Below are 15,493 nucleotides of genomic sequence, written 5' to 3'. Positions count from 1 at the left end.
TTGCAATCGCCTCCTTGCCTATATCATGCCCGAATCAAGCGATGCACAATCACTGGGCTTGCCTTGAATTCGCCTCCCCCGCATTGCATGAGGATTGCTTTTTTGTGCCACGATATAGACAAAGGTTAAGCGCAATTCCCAAATTAAGAGGAGAGATGGCCTTGTTCCCGATACGAATACTGCTGATCGTATGTTCGATGTTGTTGCTCGCGGGGCGGAGCGGTGCTACGGAGCCCCCTAACGTCAAGCGTGCGTTACCGGCAGCGGATGTCCTCATCGATGCGGGACATGGAGGAATAGACGGCGGAACGCACTGGAACGGAGTGCTGGAGAAAGACATCAATCTCGAGATCTCGCGCAAACTGTATTTGTTTCTTCGCAGCAAAGGACTTAAAGTAATTCTGAACCGCACCGGCGACTATGCGCTAAGCGACGATAATCGCTGGCATCTGAGCCGCTCCCGGCATCGGCGCGACTTGTCTCAACGCAAAGGCTTATCCGAAGAGATCGGAGCCTCCATCTTCGTTAGCATTCATGTCAATTGGTCTCCGAAAGGCAAGAAAAAAGGCCCTCTCGTCATTCATCAAACCGAAGGCAAGAGCGCTCTTCTGGCCCGTTTCATTCAAGACAGCCTGAATCAGCAGCAAGGAAGATTTCGTCTCCCTCAAGCTGCCGACCAATTTTATTTGCTAAACCGTGTGCAGGCTCCCAGTGTTATCGTAGAAACCGCTTTTCTAAGCGACCCCGGAGACCGGGCCATGCTTACTTCCATTCCGGGACAAAACCGGATTGCCGCTGCCATCGCCAACGGCATATTGGCTTATCGCGCCTTTTGTCCGTAAACGAGCGGCTCGGGCATCGGCAGTAAACGGGAGAGAGGCACGAACGTTGCTTGGCTCTGAAGCTCCGGGATTGCGTTTTTTAACGCGCTGGACGTATAAAGCCCCGGAGGACCGACATGGCCGATCGCGATGCAAGTCTCGTTCTTGCTGATGATCTTCTTCATTTCCCCGATTTGCTTAAGCACATGGCTTTGCGTATATACGTCGTCCAGGAACACGTCATTGCGAAGCGTAGCTATACCGAGCTCCTGAGCCACTGTCGGAACAACGGTGCGGAACGAGGTGCGGCTGTCGAGAAAAAAAAGCCCCTTTTCTTTGCATACTTGCAGCACGACTTTCATGACTCGCTTATCCGCAGTCGCTTTAGAGCCCATGTGATTATTCATTCCGATCGCATGCGGAACGTCAGCAATCGCCGCCTCGACGCGCTTGCGGATCTCATCGTCCGTCAGATCCGTGGTGATTGCTCCCGGTCCAAGCCAGCTTTTCAGGCCGCGTACGGGCTCCATGGGAAGATGCACGATAACTTCGTGCCCTCTTCTATGAGCTTCCTCCGCGTCCTTCTTTGTCGTGGGCAGGAACGGCATAACCGCCACCGTCAGCTTGATCGGAAGGCTCAGCATCTGTTCCGTTCCTTTCATGCCGTTGCCGAAATCGTCGATGACGACGGCGATTTGACGGGGTGCTGCCGCTTGATCCGTTTCGGGTACTTGAGCGTGCGCCGCCGTGATCGTTCCGAACCACGTCCCGCTTCCCAATGCGAGTACCAAGGCCATGCGGCCCATCTTATGCGTTTTTTTCACTGTTATTCCTCCAACTTTACATGGGACTAGATGGTCCGTTTCATTAAGTATCTGTTGATGTGGAAAAATTTATGTGTTTTTCTGCAACCGATCGTTACGCAATAAAAAATCCTCATTCGGCTTATCCGAGCCGAACGAGGATTTTCGCAAATACGGAACGTTATCTTACGTCGTCGCGGCTGCGGCTACGCATTCCCGCAAGGCCGAATAAGCCAATTAAACCTAACCAGCCCCAGCTAAAGCCTCTTCTGGCCGGCGCCGTATCCAACCTTCTGACCGTGTTGTTCGCACGAGTCGTCAAATTCGTCGTATGGTACGGACGATATGCGTTCATCCGAGTACCGTCATACGCGCCGTAGTTTCCATCAGTGCCGTATGTGTTATTCGCACCATACGTACCGTACGTACCTGTACCTGTACCATATGGCGCCATGCCAGTACCATACGTGCCGTAATTCGTACCATAAGGCGTCGTGCCGGTATAAGTTCCATTATAGGTTCCGGTATTCGTGAGCATACGGTTATCCGTTCTGCCGGCGTTCGGATGATAGGTCTTCGTCGGGACGGTAGCGCCGTTCAGCGTCGTGCCGTCCTTAACTGTTTTGCCGGTAGTCGTTTCGGCGAATGCAGGAACCATAAGAACCATGGATAGACTCAAACACAACACCAGACTGGCCAAGACCTTTCTCAAGATAAAACCTCCTTCATGTTTTTAATTACCCCTTTAAGTTGCCCCGGCGAATCGAAATATTACGAGGGAATCGGCGCCTAGAAAAGCCATTAACATGAAATACGTTTGCTTTAAAATAAAAAACTCTTCTCGGAAGCCAGGGCTCCGGGAAGAGAATAATGAAGATGTTCGGGATCAAGATACGGCTTTACCCGTTCTTTTGCATTGTTTGCTGTTATTCTTGCACGTATGATAAACACCCGTAAAGTCCAGACGATGATCGGTCACTTGGAAGCCGTATTCAGTGGCAACACGCTGCTCCAGATCCAGCAGCCAATCGTCTTGGATTTCCTCCAAGGCTCCGCAAACTTTGCAGATCAAATGATGGTGCATATGGTCGTGCCCTTCCATACGAAGATCGAAACGGGCAACTCCGTCGCCGAAGTTCATTTTCTGCACGATTTGAAGTTCCGCAAGAAGCTCCAAAGTCCGATATACCGTGGCCAAGCCGATCTCGGGGAACTCCTGCTTTACCAGCATGTAGACTTCTTCGGCGCTGAGATGATCCCTCTCGTTCTCGAGAAGCACCTTAAGCGTAATCTCGCGTTGCGGCGTCAATTTGTAGCCCTTTACTGTCAATTGCATATTGATCTTGTCGATTTGCTCCACGATATTCATTCTCATGGACACCTCCGCTTCCTTCGAATATTAGATGCCATTATTTATTCATCATATCGAAAATCGGCCAAAAAATCAAAACACTCGTCTTTATTCTTCAACATTCGTTGCGACCCCACTGCGATCGGCACCGTCGTACATTAGTTGCAAAAAATGCAATTATTTGGGAAATCCAGATATAAAATCAAAATTAATTGCAATAATACATCTAATCGCGATATTTTGGGCGCCAAGTAGAGTTTTCGTTTGAATTAATTGTATATTTGCAACTAATCATCATGAGAAGCAACGTATCTGGCCAATTAGTTGCACTTATGCAATTAGTTGCATCAACGTCCTTCGCCCTTGCAAACAAAGAGCCGCCCCGAGGTTTAACGACCTTGCGGGACGGCTCTTGCCTGAATTTCGATCAGCTCGGATGAAACCGAATTTACTTCGCTTTAGCTGCTTTGAAAGCCGCCGCATATTGCGCGGCGCGGCCGGCGATGAGGCTCAGATCGCCTTTCTTCACCGCTTCGGCCGTCAGATCGGAGCCGATGCCGACGGCGACCGCGCCTGCCGCGATCCAATCGCCCACGTTGTCGAGCGTAACGCCGCCGGTCGGCATAATGTTCGCCTGTGGCAACGGTCCTTTGATCGATTTGATCGCCGACGGCGTCGTGCTCGGGAACAGCTTCACGATATCGACGCCGAGCTCCAGCGCTTCCTGAATTTCTTTGATCGTCATCACGCCCGGCATGACCGGAATCCGATACCGGTTACACAGCGCGACGGTCGCCGGATTCAAGGACGGTCCAACGACGAATTCCGATCCGCTCAGAATCGCTGCGCGCGCCGTTTCCGGATCGAGCACTGTACCAACGCCGATAATCGCGAATTTATCCGGATCGCTCGTCGTGCTGGAATATTTCCCCGCCAATTTCTCGATCGCCTTCAAAGCCGAAGGAACGGTCATCGTAATTTCGATGACCTTAATGCCGCCCGCGATAGACTGTTCCGCCATCTCGGCGACTTCGTTCGCGTCCTTGCCGCGAAGTACGGCTACGACGCCGTTGTCGACAATACGTTGAATCGTTGCGATCTTATTCATGAGATCTCCGCCTTCTATAGATGTATTGTTATCTTTCCACGTGCTTGCGATCGCCGAGAACGGCGTCAACTTCTTCACAAGTCGGCAAGCCTTCCCAATCCCCGATCATCTGCACAACAAGCGAACCAGATAAGTTTCCTAGACGAACGGCTTCCGCCAGATCGTATCCGCGAAGCAACCCGGAAATAAATCCCGAGCAGAATCCGTCTCCCGCCCCGACCGAATCGACGAAATGCGTCGCCTTGAAGTAAGGCACGGCAATCACGTCGCCGTCGTCGATCACATATGTCTCGTCGTTCCCGCCTTTAACGATCGAGCGGGCGCGAAGCTGCCTGAGACGTTCGACGATACGGTCGAAGTCGTCCGTTTCGTACAGCAGCTTCAATTCATCCAAGCCGGGTAGAAAATAGTCCGCTTCCTCCGCGATCCGCAGCAATACCTCTCTGGCTTCTTCCAAATCCCAGAGCTTCAGGCGCAAGTTCGGGTCGAAAACCACCTTCACACCGTTCGTCCTAGCGATCCTCACCGCTTCCAGAACCGTATCGCGGCATGTTTCGCTAAGAGCAGGAGTTATCCCAGTGATGTGGAGATACTTTGCCCGGGAAATATAAGCAGCGTCGAGCTGCTCCGGCGTCATGCGGCTTGCCGCGGATAATTTCCGATAATAATAAACGGATGTATTCCCGGCCAATCGTTCCTTCAGCATTAGTCCGGTCGGCGCTTCCTTGCTTACCCCCGCCCTTGAGACGTCGACACCTTCGCCGCGAAGCGTCTTCAAGATCATACGGCCCATCGGGTCGTTGCCGAGCAATCCAAACCATCCTACACGATGGCCAAGTCGAGCCAATCCGATCGCGAAGTTGCTTTCTGCCCCTCCGAACGATTTCTCCAGGGAGGCGCTATGCTCGATCCCTTTCGGACCTCCGATCAGCAACCCCATCGTTTCGCCGAACGTGACCACTTCCGGACTAAACTGCGTTTCTCCGACTTCCAGAGTTTGAGTCATGTATCCCTCATCCGTCCTTCGGCGTCCTTGTTCATCCGCCACCATACCTCTTTCATATGCTGGATGAACAACTGCCTTATTTTTTCTTCGTCCCCGGTTCTCAGCACCTCAATCAAAGGCGCATGGCCTTCGGCAATGGAGAGCAGATCGGGATAATAGATTTTGTTCGTAATCGCCTGAAAACGCTTGAGCTTTACGGCGATCTGCTGCCATAAGTGCAGAATCGTCTGATTGCCGGACTTTGCGAAAAAATAACCGTGAAAGTCCATATCCAGGTCGATGAAACGGAAAAGATCGTCTTTCTTAGCCGCACTTGCCATTCCGTCGTATATCGCAGTCAAATGGCCGAAATCCTTCTCATCCAACAAACGAATCGATTTCCGTACGGCATCCCACTCGATCAGTTCCCTTAAAGCGTAGATTTCCTCGATTTCCTCTTGCTTGATCTCGGCTACGATCGAGCCTTTGTTGTGCCGGCTAATGATAAGCCCTTCTTGTTTAAGGCGCTCCAACGCTTCTCTGACCGGCGCTTGGCTGATCCCCAGCTCGTTCGCGATCTCCAGCACGAGCAACCGGTATCCCGGGTACAATTCGCCTCTGACGATCGACTCCCGCAAAGCCAAATAGACTTGCTCGCTGAGCGAATTTCCTCGTTCATCCAAACGATATGGAATGAGCTATTCCTCCTCCGATAATTATCGATAGGATTATCGATAATTTTATCGATAGCCGAATTATAGCAATCGCTTTCGTCGGCGTCAATCGAGCTATGCGGGCCATAATAAGAAAAGAACCCCTGTCAGAGGTTCTTCTGCGTTTCGTTTGGAGGAGCAGTCAAAGGCAATATCACGCGGAACGTCGTCCATTCCCCGACTTTGCTCGTCACATGAATGTCGCCGCGGTGCAAATCAACGATGCGCTTCACGATCGACAGCCCGATACCGTTCCCGCCGATCGCCCTGTCTCTCGATTTGTCCACCTTATAGAAAGGCTTGAAAATGCTGCCGATCTCCTCATCGGAAATGCCCTGACCGTCGTCGGTGACGACGACTTCGGCTTCTCCGTCCTCCGCGTTTGCTTTTATCGATATTCGTCCGTGCTCACCCGTGAATTTAATGCTGTTGCTCAGCAAATTCATCCATACTTGTTTGAGCTTGTCTTCATCCGCCGCGATTCGGATCTCTCCCAATTCCAGCTCGATATCCAGCTTCTTGGCCGCCCACTGCGGCTCAGAGGCGATAATGACATTGCGAATTTGCTCATCCAACCGAAACGGCTTTACGTTCAAAGCCAGATGTTCGTATTCCAAGGATGCGAGTTGAAGCAAATCATTGCTCAATCGCGATAGCCGGTTGCTCTCATCTTCGATAATATCGAGCAGCCGGAGGCGTCCGGCTTCGTCCATTTTCTTATGCTTGAGCGCTTGAGTAAATCCTTTGATCGACGTCAGCGGGGACTGGATCTCATGCGAGACGTCAGAAACAAATTGCTGCCTGATGTGCTCCAATGTGCCCAGTTCATGCGCCATTTGGTTAAAGCTCTCCGTCAGTTGCCCGATTTCGTCTTTGCGTTTCGTCCGTAGGCGAATGCTGAAATCACCCTTGGACATCTTGCGGGTCGCTTCTGTGAGCCGCCGCAGCGGACGAACGATGTAACGGGCAGAAATCAAAATAAAGAAGCTGCCGAACAGTAATACGATCAATAGAAGATTTCGAAAAAAACCGGACAGCATTCTCGCGAAGTCGCCGAACTCCGACGTTAAGAACAACGCATACGGCTTGTCGTCGATTCGGAGCGGCAGTCCGACCGTCGAGCGGAACCCGTGCCTGCCCGAATCCCGGTAAACCCCGCCTTTCAGGACAAGATCAAGCTGATCGGGCAATACTTCGATATGGGGACCCGAAGGCATGCTCGTTCCATGCAGTAGTTTCCCCTCTTCGTCGATCAGACGAACCGAGTAATTCGGCAATGCCATAAGTCCAGTCATCAGCGCATCGCGGTTGCTCGGATCATATTGCTCGTATGCTTGAATTATCGTTTTTCCCCTGCCGATCATATTACCTTGGACATACTGTTTCAGTCGGTCGCCAATAAGGCGATCGTTCAGAACGAAGCTCAGAACGAGACTAAGCATCACGGAACTCAGAAAAGCAAAAACCAATCTCACGTATAGAGACTTAATCACGATAAACCTCCAACCGATAACCAAGTCCACGCAGCGTCACGATCCTGAATTCGTGCTCGTACGATTGGAATCTTTCCCTCAGACGCTTCACGTGCGTATCGACCGTCCGCGTATCCCCGTCGTACTCGTAGCCCCATATTTGTTGAATGAGCGCATCCCTCGTAAACAGCTTACCGGGATGGCTCGCCAGTTGAAAGAACAGCTCGAATTCCTTCATCGGAATCGTGTCGGTCTGTCCGGTGTCCTTAAACCGGATGTGGTAGCTCGTTTTGTCTAGCGTCACACTGCCGAGCTTGACGACCTGGGAGATTGAAATCCGGTATCGCTTCAGAAGCGCCTTTACCCGCATCACCAATTCAAGCGGCTCGAACGGCTTGACCAAGTAATCGTCGGTGCCGAGCCGAAAACCTTTGATCCGATCCATAGGTTCTCCCTTGGCCGTGATCATCAGGATCGGTTTATCCCCCGCTTCACGCAACCGCCGGCACAGTTCCCATCCATCCATCCGGGGCATCATGACGTCCAGCACGACCAGATCGACGGTATGACTTCGATAATACTGCCAGGCGTCCTCACCGTTGGCCATCTCGACGATATCCATGCCTTCGTCCTCTAGATATAATCGCACTAGCTCACGGATGTGCGCTTCGTCGTCCACGACCATAACGACGGTCATCGTACCGCCCCCTATCTCTCTAGCCTTATGGTTTCCGATTGGCGGATTCGAATCCATGCAAGACCGCAACCGAAAGCACGATCAATATGAAAGGCAACATTACGGCGTCGCTGGGCAGATCGTTCAGGACGGAAGAGCATACTGCCCCAGCCATGAGAGCAGCCAGAACGCCCATCGTCATGGAAGCCAATCGTAAATTTTTCAAGCCTATCCGTAGCGCAATCTTCTCGAGCCACTTTATCATTTTCGCTCTCTCCCTTCCATTTCTCAAGGGCAGAGGCGCTTCTGCCCTTGTATCATTTGGCGGCGATCAGAAGGATTCCATCACTTTCTTCTTCCGGTTTTTCCAAGCCATTTCATAGATAACCGGGACCACGATCAACGTCAGAATCGTCGAAGTCAACAATCCGCCGATGACCGTAATCGCGAGTCCACCGGAGATTAGGCTAGTCGAGGAATCCGACAACGCAAGCGGAACCAGAGCAAGCATCGTCGCGAACGCCGTCATCAGAATCGGGCGAAGTCGGGTTTTGCTCGCTTCGACGATCGCCTCGGTTATCGCTATGCCGGATAAGCGGTTTTTCTCGACCCGATCCAGAAGGACAACCGCGTTCGTGACGACGATGCCGACGAGCATCAGCATCCCGATCATGCCGCTCATGGACAGTGCTTGTCCGGTAATCAGCAGCGCGCCGAGCGAACCGACCGGAATAAATACCAGCGAGCACAAAATAATCATCGGCGTGAGCACTCCTCCGAACGTCATGCTCATCGTGAGGAATACGAGTCCGATCGCAGCCACCATCGCGATTCCGATGCTGGCGAATCCTTCATTGATCATTTTCAGCCCGCCACCCAGATTTAGATCGACACCGGATGGAAGCGGCAAGCTTCTGATGTCGGCTTCCACTTTGCGGGTCACCTTGGAAACGTCGTCGGAATTTTTTACCGTGCCGCTAATTTGGGCGGACATTCTTCCATCGTTATGATTCACTTTGATCCAGGTTTTCTGCTCTTGGATATCGGCGATATCCCCCAGTTTTTTCATGCCTTCCGCAGTGAGAATTCGAACGTTCTCCAATTCCTCCTTGGAAGTAATCTGCTGCTTGTAAGACAAGGTAACCGTCCGGCTCTCGCTGTCGATCGCGTACGTCCCTGCGTCTACCGGGCGCAGCAGTTCGCTGACGGTCTGCATGACCTGATAAGGGTTGACATTCGCCTCGATTCCCTGACGATTCAGCGTCAGCACCCATTTCGGAGTCACTTCGTCCATATTGTTCGTGATGTCTTTAAGCTCGCTGCTTTGCTTCATCAGATTTTCGATTTGTTTGGCCGCTTGGGCCAGATCGTCCGTATTCTCGGCATATAAGCTAACGTCGATATTGTCGCCCGTCGGCGCCCCTTGCTGCTGGCCTGCCCGAATATTCACCGTCGCTCCAGGTACATCGGCGCTTACGATTCCCGGCAGCTCCGCGCTCGCCTGCTCGATAACCCGGTCCATATCGGTTCCTTCGGCGAATTGCGCGGTTACCGTCGCTTTGTTATTGCCGCCCGAGGACCTCATCGGATTCCTTCCTGAAGCGCCGATCGCGACTTGATAGCTTTCGATGCCTTCGATGGATTTCAAATAACCTTCCACCTTGCCGCTCGCTTGATCGGTTTGTTCCATCCCGCTTCTCGCCGGCAAACTAATCTCGATAGTCGCCGTCGGGACCGAAGCCCCGGGAATGAACGCTACGCCAAGCAGCGGAATGAGGCTAAGCGAACCGATCAGCAGCACCACGGCCGTGCTGAGCACGATCGCCTTGCGCTTTAACGCGCCGCGGATCACCTTCTCGAATCTATCGGCCAATCTGCTGCCTTGCGGATGCGGTTTAATGTTGCTGAAGAATCGACTGCCCAGTACTGGAATCAACATCATGGCGACGAGCAACGAACTGATGATCGAGATGACGACGGCGATCGAGAACGGCCGAAAAAATTCCCCGATAATCCCGGTAACGAAAGCAAGCGGAGCGAATACGACGACCGTCGCCACGGTGGACGAAGTGACCGCGCCGATCACTTCACGAGTCGCCTTATAGGCGAGCTCCTTGCCTTTGAGCTGATCGCCCTTCTCCTGACGCCATCGATAGATGTTCTCTATGACGACGATACTGTCGTCGACGATGCGTCCGATCGAAACGGCAATTCCCCCAAGCGTCATAATATTTAGCGTGTAACCCAAGTAATCCAAAGCCGCGATTGTCGCGAAAATCGATAGCGGCAGCGACAGAATCGATATGATCGTGGCTCTAATGTTGCGCAGAAACAGGAAAATGATAATGATGCAGAACAAAGCTCCGAACAGGCCTTCGCGTACTAGACCGGACACCGATTGCTTGATCTCTTCACCCTGGTCGGCAATGACGTGGACATTTAGATCCCCGCTGTTTTCATAGGAAGCCAGAAGCGCCTTGACCTCGTCGGATACGTCCGCCGTGTTAGCGTCCTGATTTTTGACGACTTCGACGACAACGCTGGGTTCCCCGTTATAACGGGTAATTTGATCCTTCGTCGTCACGGTCTTGATATCGGCAATATCCGCAAGCTTGACGGGGCCGTTAGCGGTACCGAGCTGCAGCTCCTCGATTTGCCGCAGGGACGAGACTTTGCCCGCCAAGCGGATCGGTATGTCGGTATTGTCCTGATTGACCGATCCGAGTGGCAGCGCATAGTCCAACGATTGCAGCGCGGTCTGGATCGCGTTCAGGCTGATTCCTCTCTGACCGGATTTCTCCCGGTCTACGGCAATATTCAATTGCTCGGACTCCGTTCCTTTCAAAGTAACGGAATTGACGCCATCCAGCTTCTGCATCTTGGGAACGACTTCCCGTTCCAGCATGGCTGCTAATGCTTTCGGATCCTCTTTATCGGAAAATATCGCAGCGCGATAGACCGGTTGGGCGTTCACGGACAAACGTTGAATCGTAGCTTTCGCATTTGCGGGCAGCTTCGGCTTATTAATGGCTGCCTCGACTTCACCGAATAGCTTATCCATGTTCGAACCAAACGGAAATTGGATGACGATGCTCGCGGCTCCTTCCGCCGACGTGCTGGTCAAAGAATCGTAACCTTTCATATTTTTCAGGCTATCCTCGATTGGCTTCGTCACCGAAGTTTCTATCTCCTCCGTCGAAGCTCCCGGCTGCATGATTTGAACGAATACGGCCGGAAACTCCAAATCCGGAAATGTTTGCTGTTTGATATTCGTCGTCGAATACCAACCGTACCCCAACACGAGTAAACATAAAATGATGACGGCGGCGCCGTTTTTCAAACTAATTCTGGTTAACCAACTCACTTGCTCTCTCTCCCCTCCGGTGTCTGGATTGAATTATACAAGCCGAATTTGAACTCAGTGTGTACTGGGGAAGAAAAAAAACGTAACCCCCGAGGGTTACGTTTTTTGCGATGTTCAGTATTAGGCATGGTCTTCTTGAATTTTGTACATGCCTTGAAGCAGCAAGTCCGCAGGGTCGCGATTCAGGAGCAAGTGCGTGTACAATAAATGAAGTGGGATCGCGCACACGTTATTGCCCTCCCGTATTTCCGGGAATCCTGCTTCCAATACCGGGCCATGTTGTTCGTTCCAGTCCAGGCCGGCATGAACTTGCTCCGGAGCGAATTCTTCGCGTACCGCGTTTATGCAGTGCGGCACGAGCACTTTATCGATCAACGCCTTGGCTTCATCCTCACTGGCGGGTGGTTTGGGCAATAACTTGCCGCCTTCGGTCTTCATCAGTTCGATGAAAAACGAAGCCATCCACTGCGCCGGATCGCCGCCCGATTGAAACTTCGCGACCAACTCCCGCAGGAAAAAGCCGCATGCGTATCCGTTATTCGCTTGATCTTTTACTTGATAGACGAACACCGGACCGTAAATCTCCTGGTTTAAAACCTGTCCTTCAACATCTTCGAAATGCATTTTCAAAGCGGTAAGACCGTTATGATGTACGGCTTTGATCAGTTCTGCGAGTTTCTCGTTGGAATCGGCCGCTGGGGCGCCCCCCGCTTCCGCGTTTGTCGTCTCGTTATTCATCTTATGCTTCACCCGTTATCCATCATATCATTGCGCGGTTTCCACCGTCCAGTAAATCCCCCTATGGAAAACAAGCCCACCGCAAACGACTATGCGAATCTCGAGCATAGAGCGCCTAATTCTATCGATAAGAAATCGTAATTGGATGAGTAATGGAAATAAACAGCGAGGTTGATCATCTCATTGCTGCATTTTGCGACAATGGGAGGCGGTGGCGCGGGTTCCGGCTCCTCATTGTTGCATTTTGCGACAATGAGCAGCAGCGGTACGGGTTCCGGCTCCTCATTGTTGCTTTTTGCGACAATGAGCAGCAGCGGCGCGGGTTCTGGTTCCTCATTGCTGCATTTTGCGACATTGGGAGGCGGTGGCGCGGGTTCTGGCTCCTCATTGTTGCTTTTTGCGACATTGGGAGGCAGCGGTACGGGTTCTGGTTTCTTATTGCTGCATTTTGCGACAATGAGCAGCAGCGGTGCGGGTTCTGGTTCCTCATTGCTGCATTTTGCGACAATGAGCAGCGGCGATACGGGTTCTGGTTCCTCATTGCTGCATTTTGCGACATTAGGAGGCAGCGGCGGGGGTTCTGGTTCCTCATTGCTGCATTTTGCGACAATGAGCAGCAGCGGTACGAGTTCTGGTTCCTCATTGCTGCATTTTGCGACATTGAGCAGCTCCGGCGCTAGAACACATTCCCGAAAATGCCCAATTATCTTGGGTGCATGCTGAACGCCTCACTGCAGTACGGGAAAACACATAAAATAAAGGACATTCATCATCGTAGAAAGGAAGATGACATGAAACTGGCCAAATTCGTTGACCCGCTGCCGATCCCGAAAACGCTTAAACCGGTATTTCGAAAAAACGGGACCACCCATTATAGGGTCAGAATGAGACAGGTCATGCAATCGCTCCACCGGGACTTGCCTAAGACGAAGCTGTGGGGATACAACGGCATCTACCCTGGCCCCAAATTCGAAGTGCGCAGAGGCGAGCGGATCAGCGTTCTTTGGGAGAACAAGCTGCCGAAAAATCACCTGCTCCCCGTTGACACCTCGCTTCATGGCACGCGGCCTCCCACTCCCAAGGTGCGCACCGTGGCCCATCTGCATGGGGCACGAGTTCGTTCGGATAGCGACGGGTATCCAGAAGCCTGGTTTACCCGAGATTTCGCCAAGAAAGGGCCAGCCTTCAAAAATAAGGTCTATCAATACACCAATGATCAGCGTCCCGCCATGTTGTGGTACCACGACCATGCGCTGGGCAGTACTCGGCTCAACTTGTACGCCGGACTGGCCGGTCCCTACTTCATCCGCGACCATCAAGAAGAGGCACTGCAACTGCCGAAAGGGCGTTACGAAATTCCGTTGGTTATCGCGGATCGCACTGTCAGAAGCGATGGATCGCTCTATTATCCTAGACGACCGAAGCCGAGCGATCTGGCGAACCCGAAAAACAAGATTCCAACCCCCTCCATCGTGCCGGAGTTTTTCGGAAAACAGATTCTCGTGAACGGCAAAATCTGGCCTTATCTAAACGTCGAGCCGCGCAAGTACCGCTTCCGCATCCTGAATGCTTCCAACGCCCGCTTCTACAACCTGAAGCTAAGCTCTGGGCAGTATTTTTATCAGATCGGATCGGACGGAGGGTTGCTTAAAAAACCGGTCAAAGTGAAGCAGATTTTGATTGGACCGGCGGAAAGGGTCGATGTTATCGTAGATTTCAGTAAGATGACCGGCAAGAAGATTACGCTCACCAACAACGCAGACGCTCCTTATCCAGACGGCGACTCGGAGAATTTAAACCCGAATACGACCGGTCTTGTCATGCAATTCCGAGTGAATCAGCCCTTGACGGTCAAGGATACGAGTCGTATTCCAGCCACCCTATCCTCACTCGTTCGATATTCACGCCACAACGTTCGGAAAGTCCGTTATCTCTCGCTAAACGAAACATTCGACAAATACGGCCGATTGCTCCAGTTGATAACCAACCGAATGTGGGACGCTCCGATCACGGAAAATCCTGTGGTAGGCACGAAAGAAATCTGGAATCTGGTCAACACGACTGACGATACGCATCCAATTCACGTACATTTAGTGCAATTTCAAATTTTGCAGAGGCGATCTTACGATGTTAAATACTATAACCGAACCGGTAAAATCCGTTTTACAGGGCCGCCAATCAGACCTCCGCGGAACGAACGCGGTTTCAAAGACACGGTTCGGGCTAACCCTGGCCAGGTTACGCAGATCATTGCCCGGTTCGGCCCGTATACCGGCAAATATGTGTGGCACTGCCACATGGACGAGCACGAAGACCACGACATGATGCGTCCTTTTAAGGTCATTCCCAAGAAGAAAAATTGACCGAAAAAATCAAAAAACTCTTGAATCGTTATAAAGACGACTTCAAGAGCTTTATGAATATTTAAAGTAACTCCAGCGCCTTCAGCAAGGCGAATTCACTTGATCTGGAGCCTTCTTGAGAAAAATGCGCACTCGGAAACATTGGCGCCAAATGATGATATCCAGGGTATACATGTAATTCAACTAAGACACCGTCATAGGCTAACTGCTTAGCAAATAATAAGGTTTCATCTATGAACAAATCAATGCTGCCTATGCTCAAATAAGTTGGCGGTAAACCGGCCAGCGATTGTGCACGCGCAGGTACGTAATACTCGCTTGTCCCCTCTTGACCGGGTTCATGCCCTAATACCGATTTCCAGCCGAAATAATTGCTTCTTTTGGTCCAAACAAACTCGCCCGCATATGGATGCTCCGGCGAAATACTCGTACGGTCATCGAGCATGGGGCTGCGCAGCCTGAGATGATGGATATCAAATTCCTTTTGATCGCGAACATATAGAGCTAGACCCGCCGCTAATCCGCCGCCGGCGCTGCTGCCCCCAAGAGCGACTTTACGAGTATCTATCGCTAATTCTTCGGCATGTTCAATGCACCATTTCAGGCCCGAATAACAATCCTGTAATTGACTTGGCTGAATATGTTCAGGCGCCAGGCGATAATACACGGATACGCAGCAAAAGCCATGTTGCGCAGCCAGTGCCGCATTCCCTTGGCGATCGACGACCGGACTGCCCAAAACCATTCCGCCGCCGTGAATCGAATAATATAACGGCATCTTATTGTACTTTGGTTGGCGGGGTTTAATAATTTCTATGCGAACATTGGGACCGCCAAAATAACTTGGCACAGCCATTTCTTCGAATGTGACAGGAAACAGCTGCGTGACGTCGATTTGCGGCAACATTTTTGCTTGATTGTTCCGCGATTCCATTAGCGTAGTATCGGAAAGATCGCTCGTCGGTATTAAATCAATGGCACTAATAATCTCCTGATCGATCAGATGCCTGCTTCTGCTTTTTTGTTCATTCATAGTAGTCGTTTCCTCACTTTCTTGATGGGTCCAGTATTCCCCGCTTGGAGTGATTTCAAAATTTAA

The 15,493-nt window shown here is 51.5% G+C and carries 15 protein-coding genes; 3 read left to right on the top strand and 12 right to left on the bottom strand.

What is annotated here, in order from left to right:
• Positions 1–161: 161 nt before the first annotated feature.
• The gene (locus tag FPZ45_RS01750; protein WP_246120273.1) at positions 162–842 is read left to right on the top strand and encodes an N-acetylmuramoyl-L-alanine amidase family protein; all 681 of its coding nucleotides are present in this window, start codon (positions 162–164) and stop codon (positions 840–842) included.
• Here FPZ45_RS01750 and FPZ45_RS01745 read toward each other — a convergent pair.
• The 11 genes from FPZ45_RS01745 to FPZ45_RS01695 form a co-directional block, all read right to left on the bottom strand.
• Complete coding sequence (locus FPZ45_RS01745) at positions 821–1,627, bottom strand: divergent polysaccharide deacetylase family protein (RefSeq protein ID WP_144698347.1); 807 nt, start codon at positions 1,625–1,627, stop codon at positions 821–823. The two genes, FPZ45_RS01750 and FPZ45_RS01745, sit on opposite strands and share 22 nt — an antisense overlap.
• Before the next feature lie 178 nt (positions 1,628–1,805).
• On the bottom strand, positions 1,806–2,336 hold the full coding sequence (locus FPZ45_RS25505) for a WGxxGxxG family protein (RefSeq protein WP_144697762.1): 531 nt from the start codon (positions 2,334–2,336) through the stop codon (positions 1,806–1,808).
• Between the two features lie 174 nt (positions 2,337–2,510).
• Entirely contained in the window at positions 2,511–2,993 is a 483-nt protein-coding gene (gene fur / locus FPZ45_RS01735; RefSeq protein ID WP_144698345.1) for a ferric iron uptake transcriptional regulator, read from the bottom strand.
• A 430-nt stretch (positions 2,994–3,423) separates the two neighbouring features.
• Entirely contained in the window at positions 3,424–4,083 is a 660-nt protein-coding gene (locus tag FPZ45_RS01730; protein WP_144698343.1) for a bifunctional 2-keto-4-hydroxyglutarate aldolase/2-keto-3-deoxy-6-phosphogluconate aldolase, read from the bottom strand.
• Between the two features lie 28 nt (positions 4,084–4,111).
• Entirely contained in the window at positions 4,112–5,089 is a 978-nt protein-coding gene (locus FPZ45_RS01725) for a sugar kinase (protein WP_144697760.1), read from the bottom strand.
• Positions 5,086–5,751: a GntR family transcriptional regulator gene (locus FPZ45_RS01720; protein ID WP_281284871.1), complete on the bottom strand. Its 666-nt coding sequence runs from the start codon at positions 5,749–5,751 to the stop codon at positions 5,086–5,088. The genes FPZ45_RS01725 and FPZ45_RS01720 overlap by 4 nt, the downstream gene beginning before the upstream one ends.
• Before the next feature lie 137 nt (positions 5,752–5,888).
• A complete protein-coding gene (locus FPZ45_RS01715) occupies positions 5,889–7,274 on the bottom strand; it encodes a sensor histidine kinase (protein ID WP_246120272.1) in 1,386 nt (461 codons plus the stop codon).
• Positions 7,267–7,950 (bottom strand): response regulator transcription factor, encoded by a 684-nt coding sequence (locus FPZ45_RS01710; RefSeq protein WP_144697756.1) that lies wholly within the window; start codon positions 7,948–7,950, stop codon positions 7,267–7,269. Before FPZ45_RS01710 ends, FPZ45_RS01715 begins: the two co-directional genes overlap by 8 nt.
• 25 nt (positions 7,951–7,975) lie before the next feature.
• Positions 7,976–8,194: a hypothetical protein gene (locus FPZ45_RS01705; RefSeq protein WP_144697754.1), complete on the bottom strand. Its 219-nt coding sequence runs from the start codon at positions 8,192–8,194 to the stop codon at positions 7,976–7,978.
• 66 nt (positions 8,195–8,260) lie between these two features.
• Positions 8,261–11,293, bottom strand: a complete 3,033-nt coding sequence (locus FPZ45_RS01700) for an efflux RND transporter permease subunit (protein WP_144697752.1) — start codon at positions 11,291–11,293, stop codon at positions 8,261–8,263.
• Between the two features lie 120 nt (positions 11,294–11,413).
• Positions 11,414–12,031 (bottom strand): hypothetical protein, encoded by a 618-nt coding sequence (locus FPZ45_RS01695; RefSeq protein ID WP_144697750.1) that lies wholly within the window; start codon positions 12,029–12,031, stop codon positions 11,414–11,416.
• A gap of 152 nt (positions 12,032–12,183) precedes the next feature.
• On the opposite strand from FPZ45_RS01695, the gene FPZ45_RS01690 reads away from it, so the two are divergent.
• Positions 12,184–12,711, top strand: coding sequence for a hypothetical protein (locus FPZ45_RS01690; RefSeq protein WP_144697749.1), 528 nt, complete (start codon positions 12,184–12,186; stop codon positions 12,709–12,711).
• Positions 12,712–12,822: 111 nt separating this feature from the next.
• A complete protein-coding gene (locus FPZ45_RS01685; protein ID WP_144697747.1) occupies positions 12,823–14,394 on the top strand; it encodes a multicopper oxidase family protein in 1,572 nt (523 codons plus the stop codon).
• 61 nt (positions 14,395–14,455) lie between these two features.
• Here FPZ45_RS01685 and FPZ45_RS01680 read toward each other — a convergent pair whose 3' ends face one another.
• A complete protein-coding gene (locus FPZ45_RS01680; RefSeq protein ID WP_144698339.1) occupies positions 14,456–15,427 on the bottom strand; it encodes an alpha/beta hydrolase in 972 nt (323 codons plus the stop codon).
• Positions 15,428–15,493: the final 66 nt, after the last annotated feature.

It is taken from the genome of Cohnella terricola (genome assembly GCF_007786475.1).
Lineage (GTDB): Bacteria > Bacillota > Bacilli > Paenibacillales > Paenibacillaceae > Cohnella > Cohnella terricola.
This window is presented reverse-complemented; position numbering and strand designations above follow the sequence as displayed.

Coding starts and splice junctions, on each gene's coding strand:
- FPZ45_RS01745 (WP_144698347.1), bottom strand. CDS start 1,627: ATGGGCCGCATGGCCTTGGTACTCGCATTGGGAAGCGGGACGTGGTTC.
- fur (WP_144698345.1), bottom strand. CDS start 2,993: ATGAATATCGTGGAGCAAATCGACAAGATCAATATGCAATTGACAGTA.
- FPZ45_RS01730 (WP_144698343.1), bottom strand. CDS start 4,083: ATGAATAAGATCGCAACGATTCAACGTATTGTCGACAACGGCGTCGTA.
- FPZ45_RS01725 (WP_144697760.1), bottom strand. CDS start 5,089: ATGACTCAAACTCTGGAAGTCGGAGAAACGCAGTTTAGTCCGGAAGTG.
- FPZ45_RS01710 (WP_144697756.1), bottom strand. CDS start 7,950: ATGACCGTCGTTATGGTCGTGGACGACGAAGCGCACATCCGTGAGCTA.
- FPZ45_RS01705 (WP_144697754.1), bottom strand. CDS start 8,194: ATGATAAAGTGGCTCGAGAAGATTGCGCTACGGATAGGCTTGAAAAAT.
- FPZ45_RS01695 (WP_144697750.1), bottom strand. CDS start 12,031: ATGAATAACGAGACGACAAACGCGGAAGCGGGGGGCGCCCCAGCGGCC.
- FPZ45_RS01690 (WP_144697749.1), top strand. CDS start 12,184: ATGGAAATAAACAGCGAGGTTGATCATCTCATTGCTGCATTTTGCGAC.
- FPZ45_RS01685 (WP_144697747.1), top strand. CDS start 12,823: ATGAAACTGGCCAAATTCGTTGACCCGCTGCCGATCCCGAAAACGCTT.
- FPZ45_RS01680 (WP_144698339.1), bottom strand. CDS start 15,427: ATGAATGAACAAAAAAGCAGAAGCAGGCATCTGATCGATCAGGAGATT.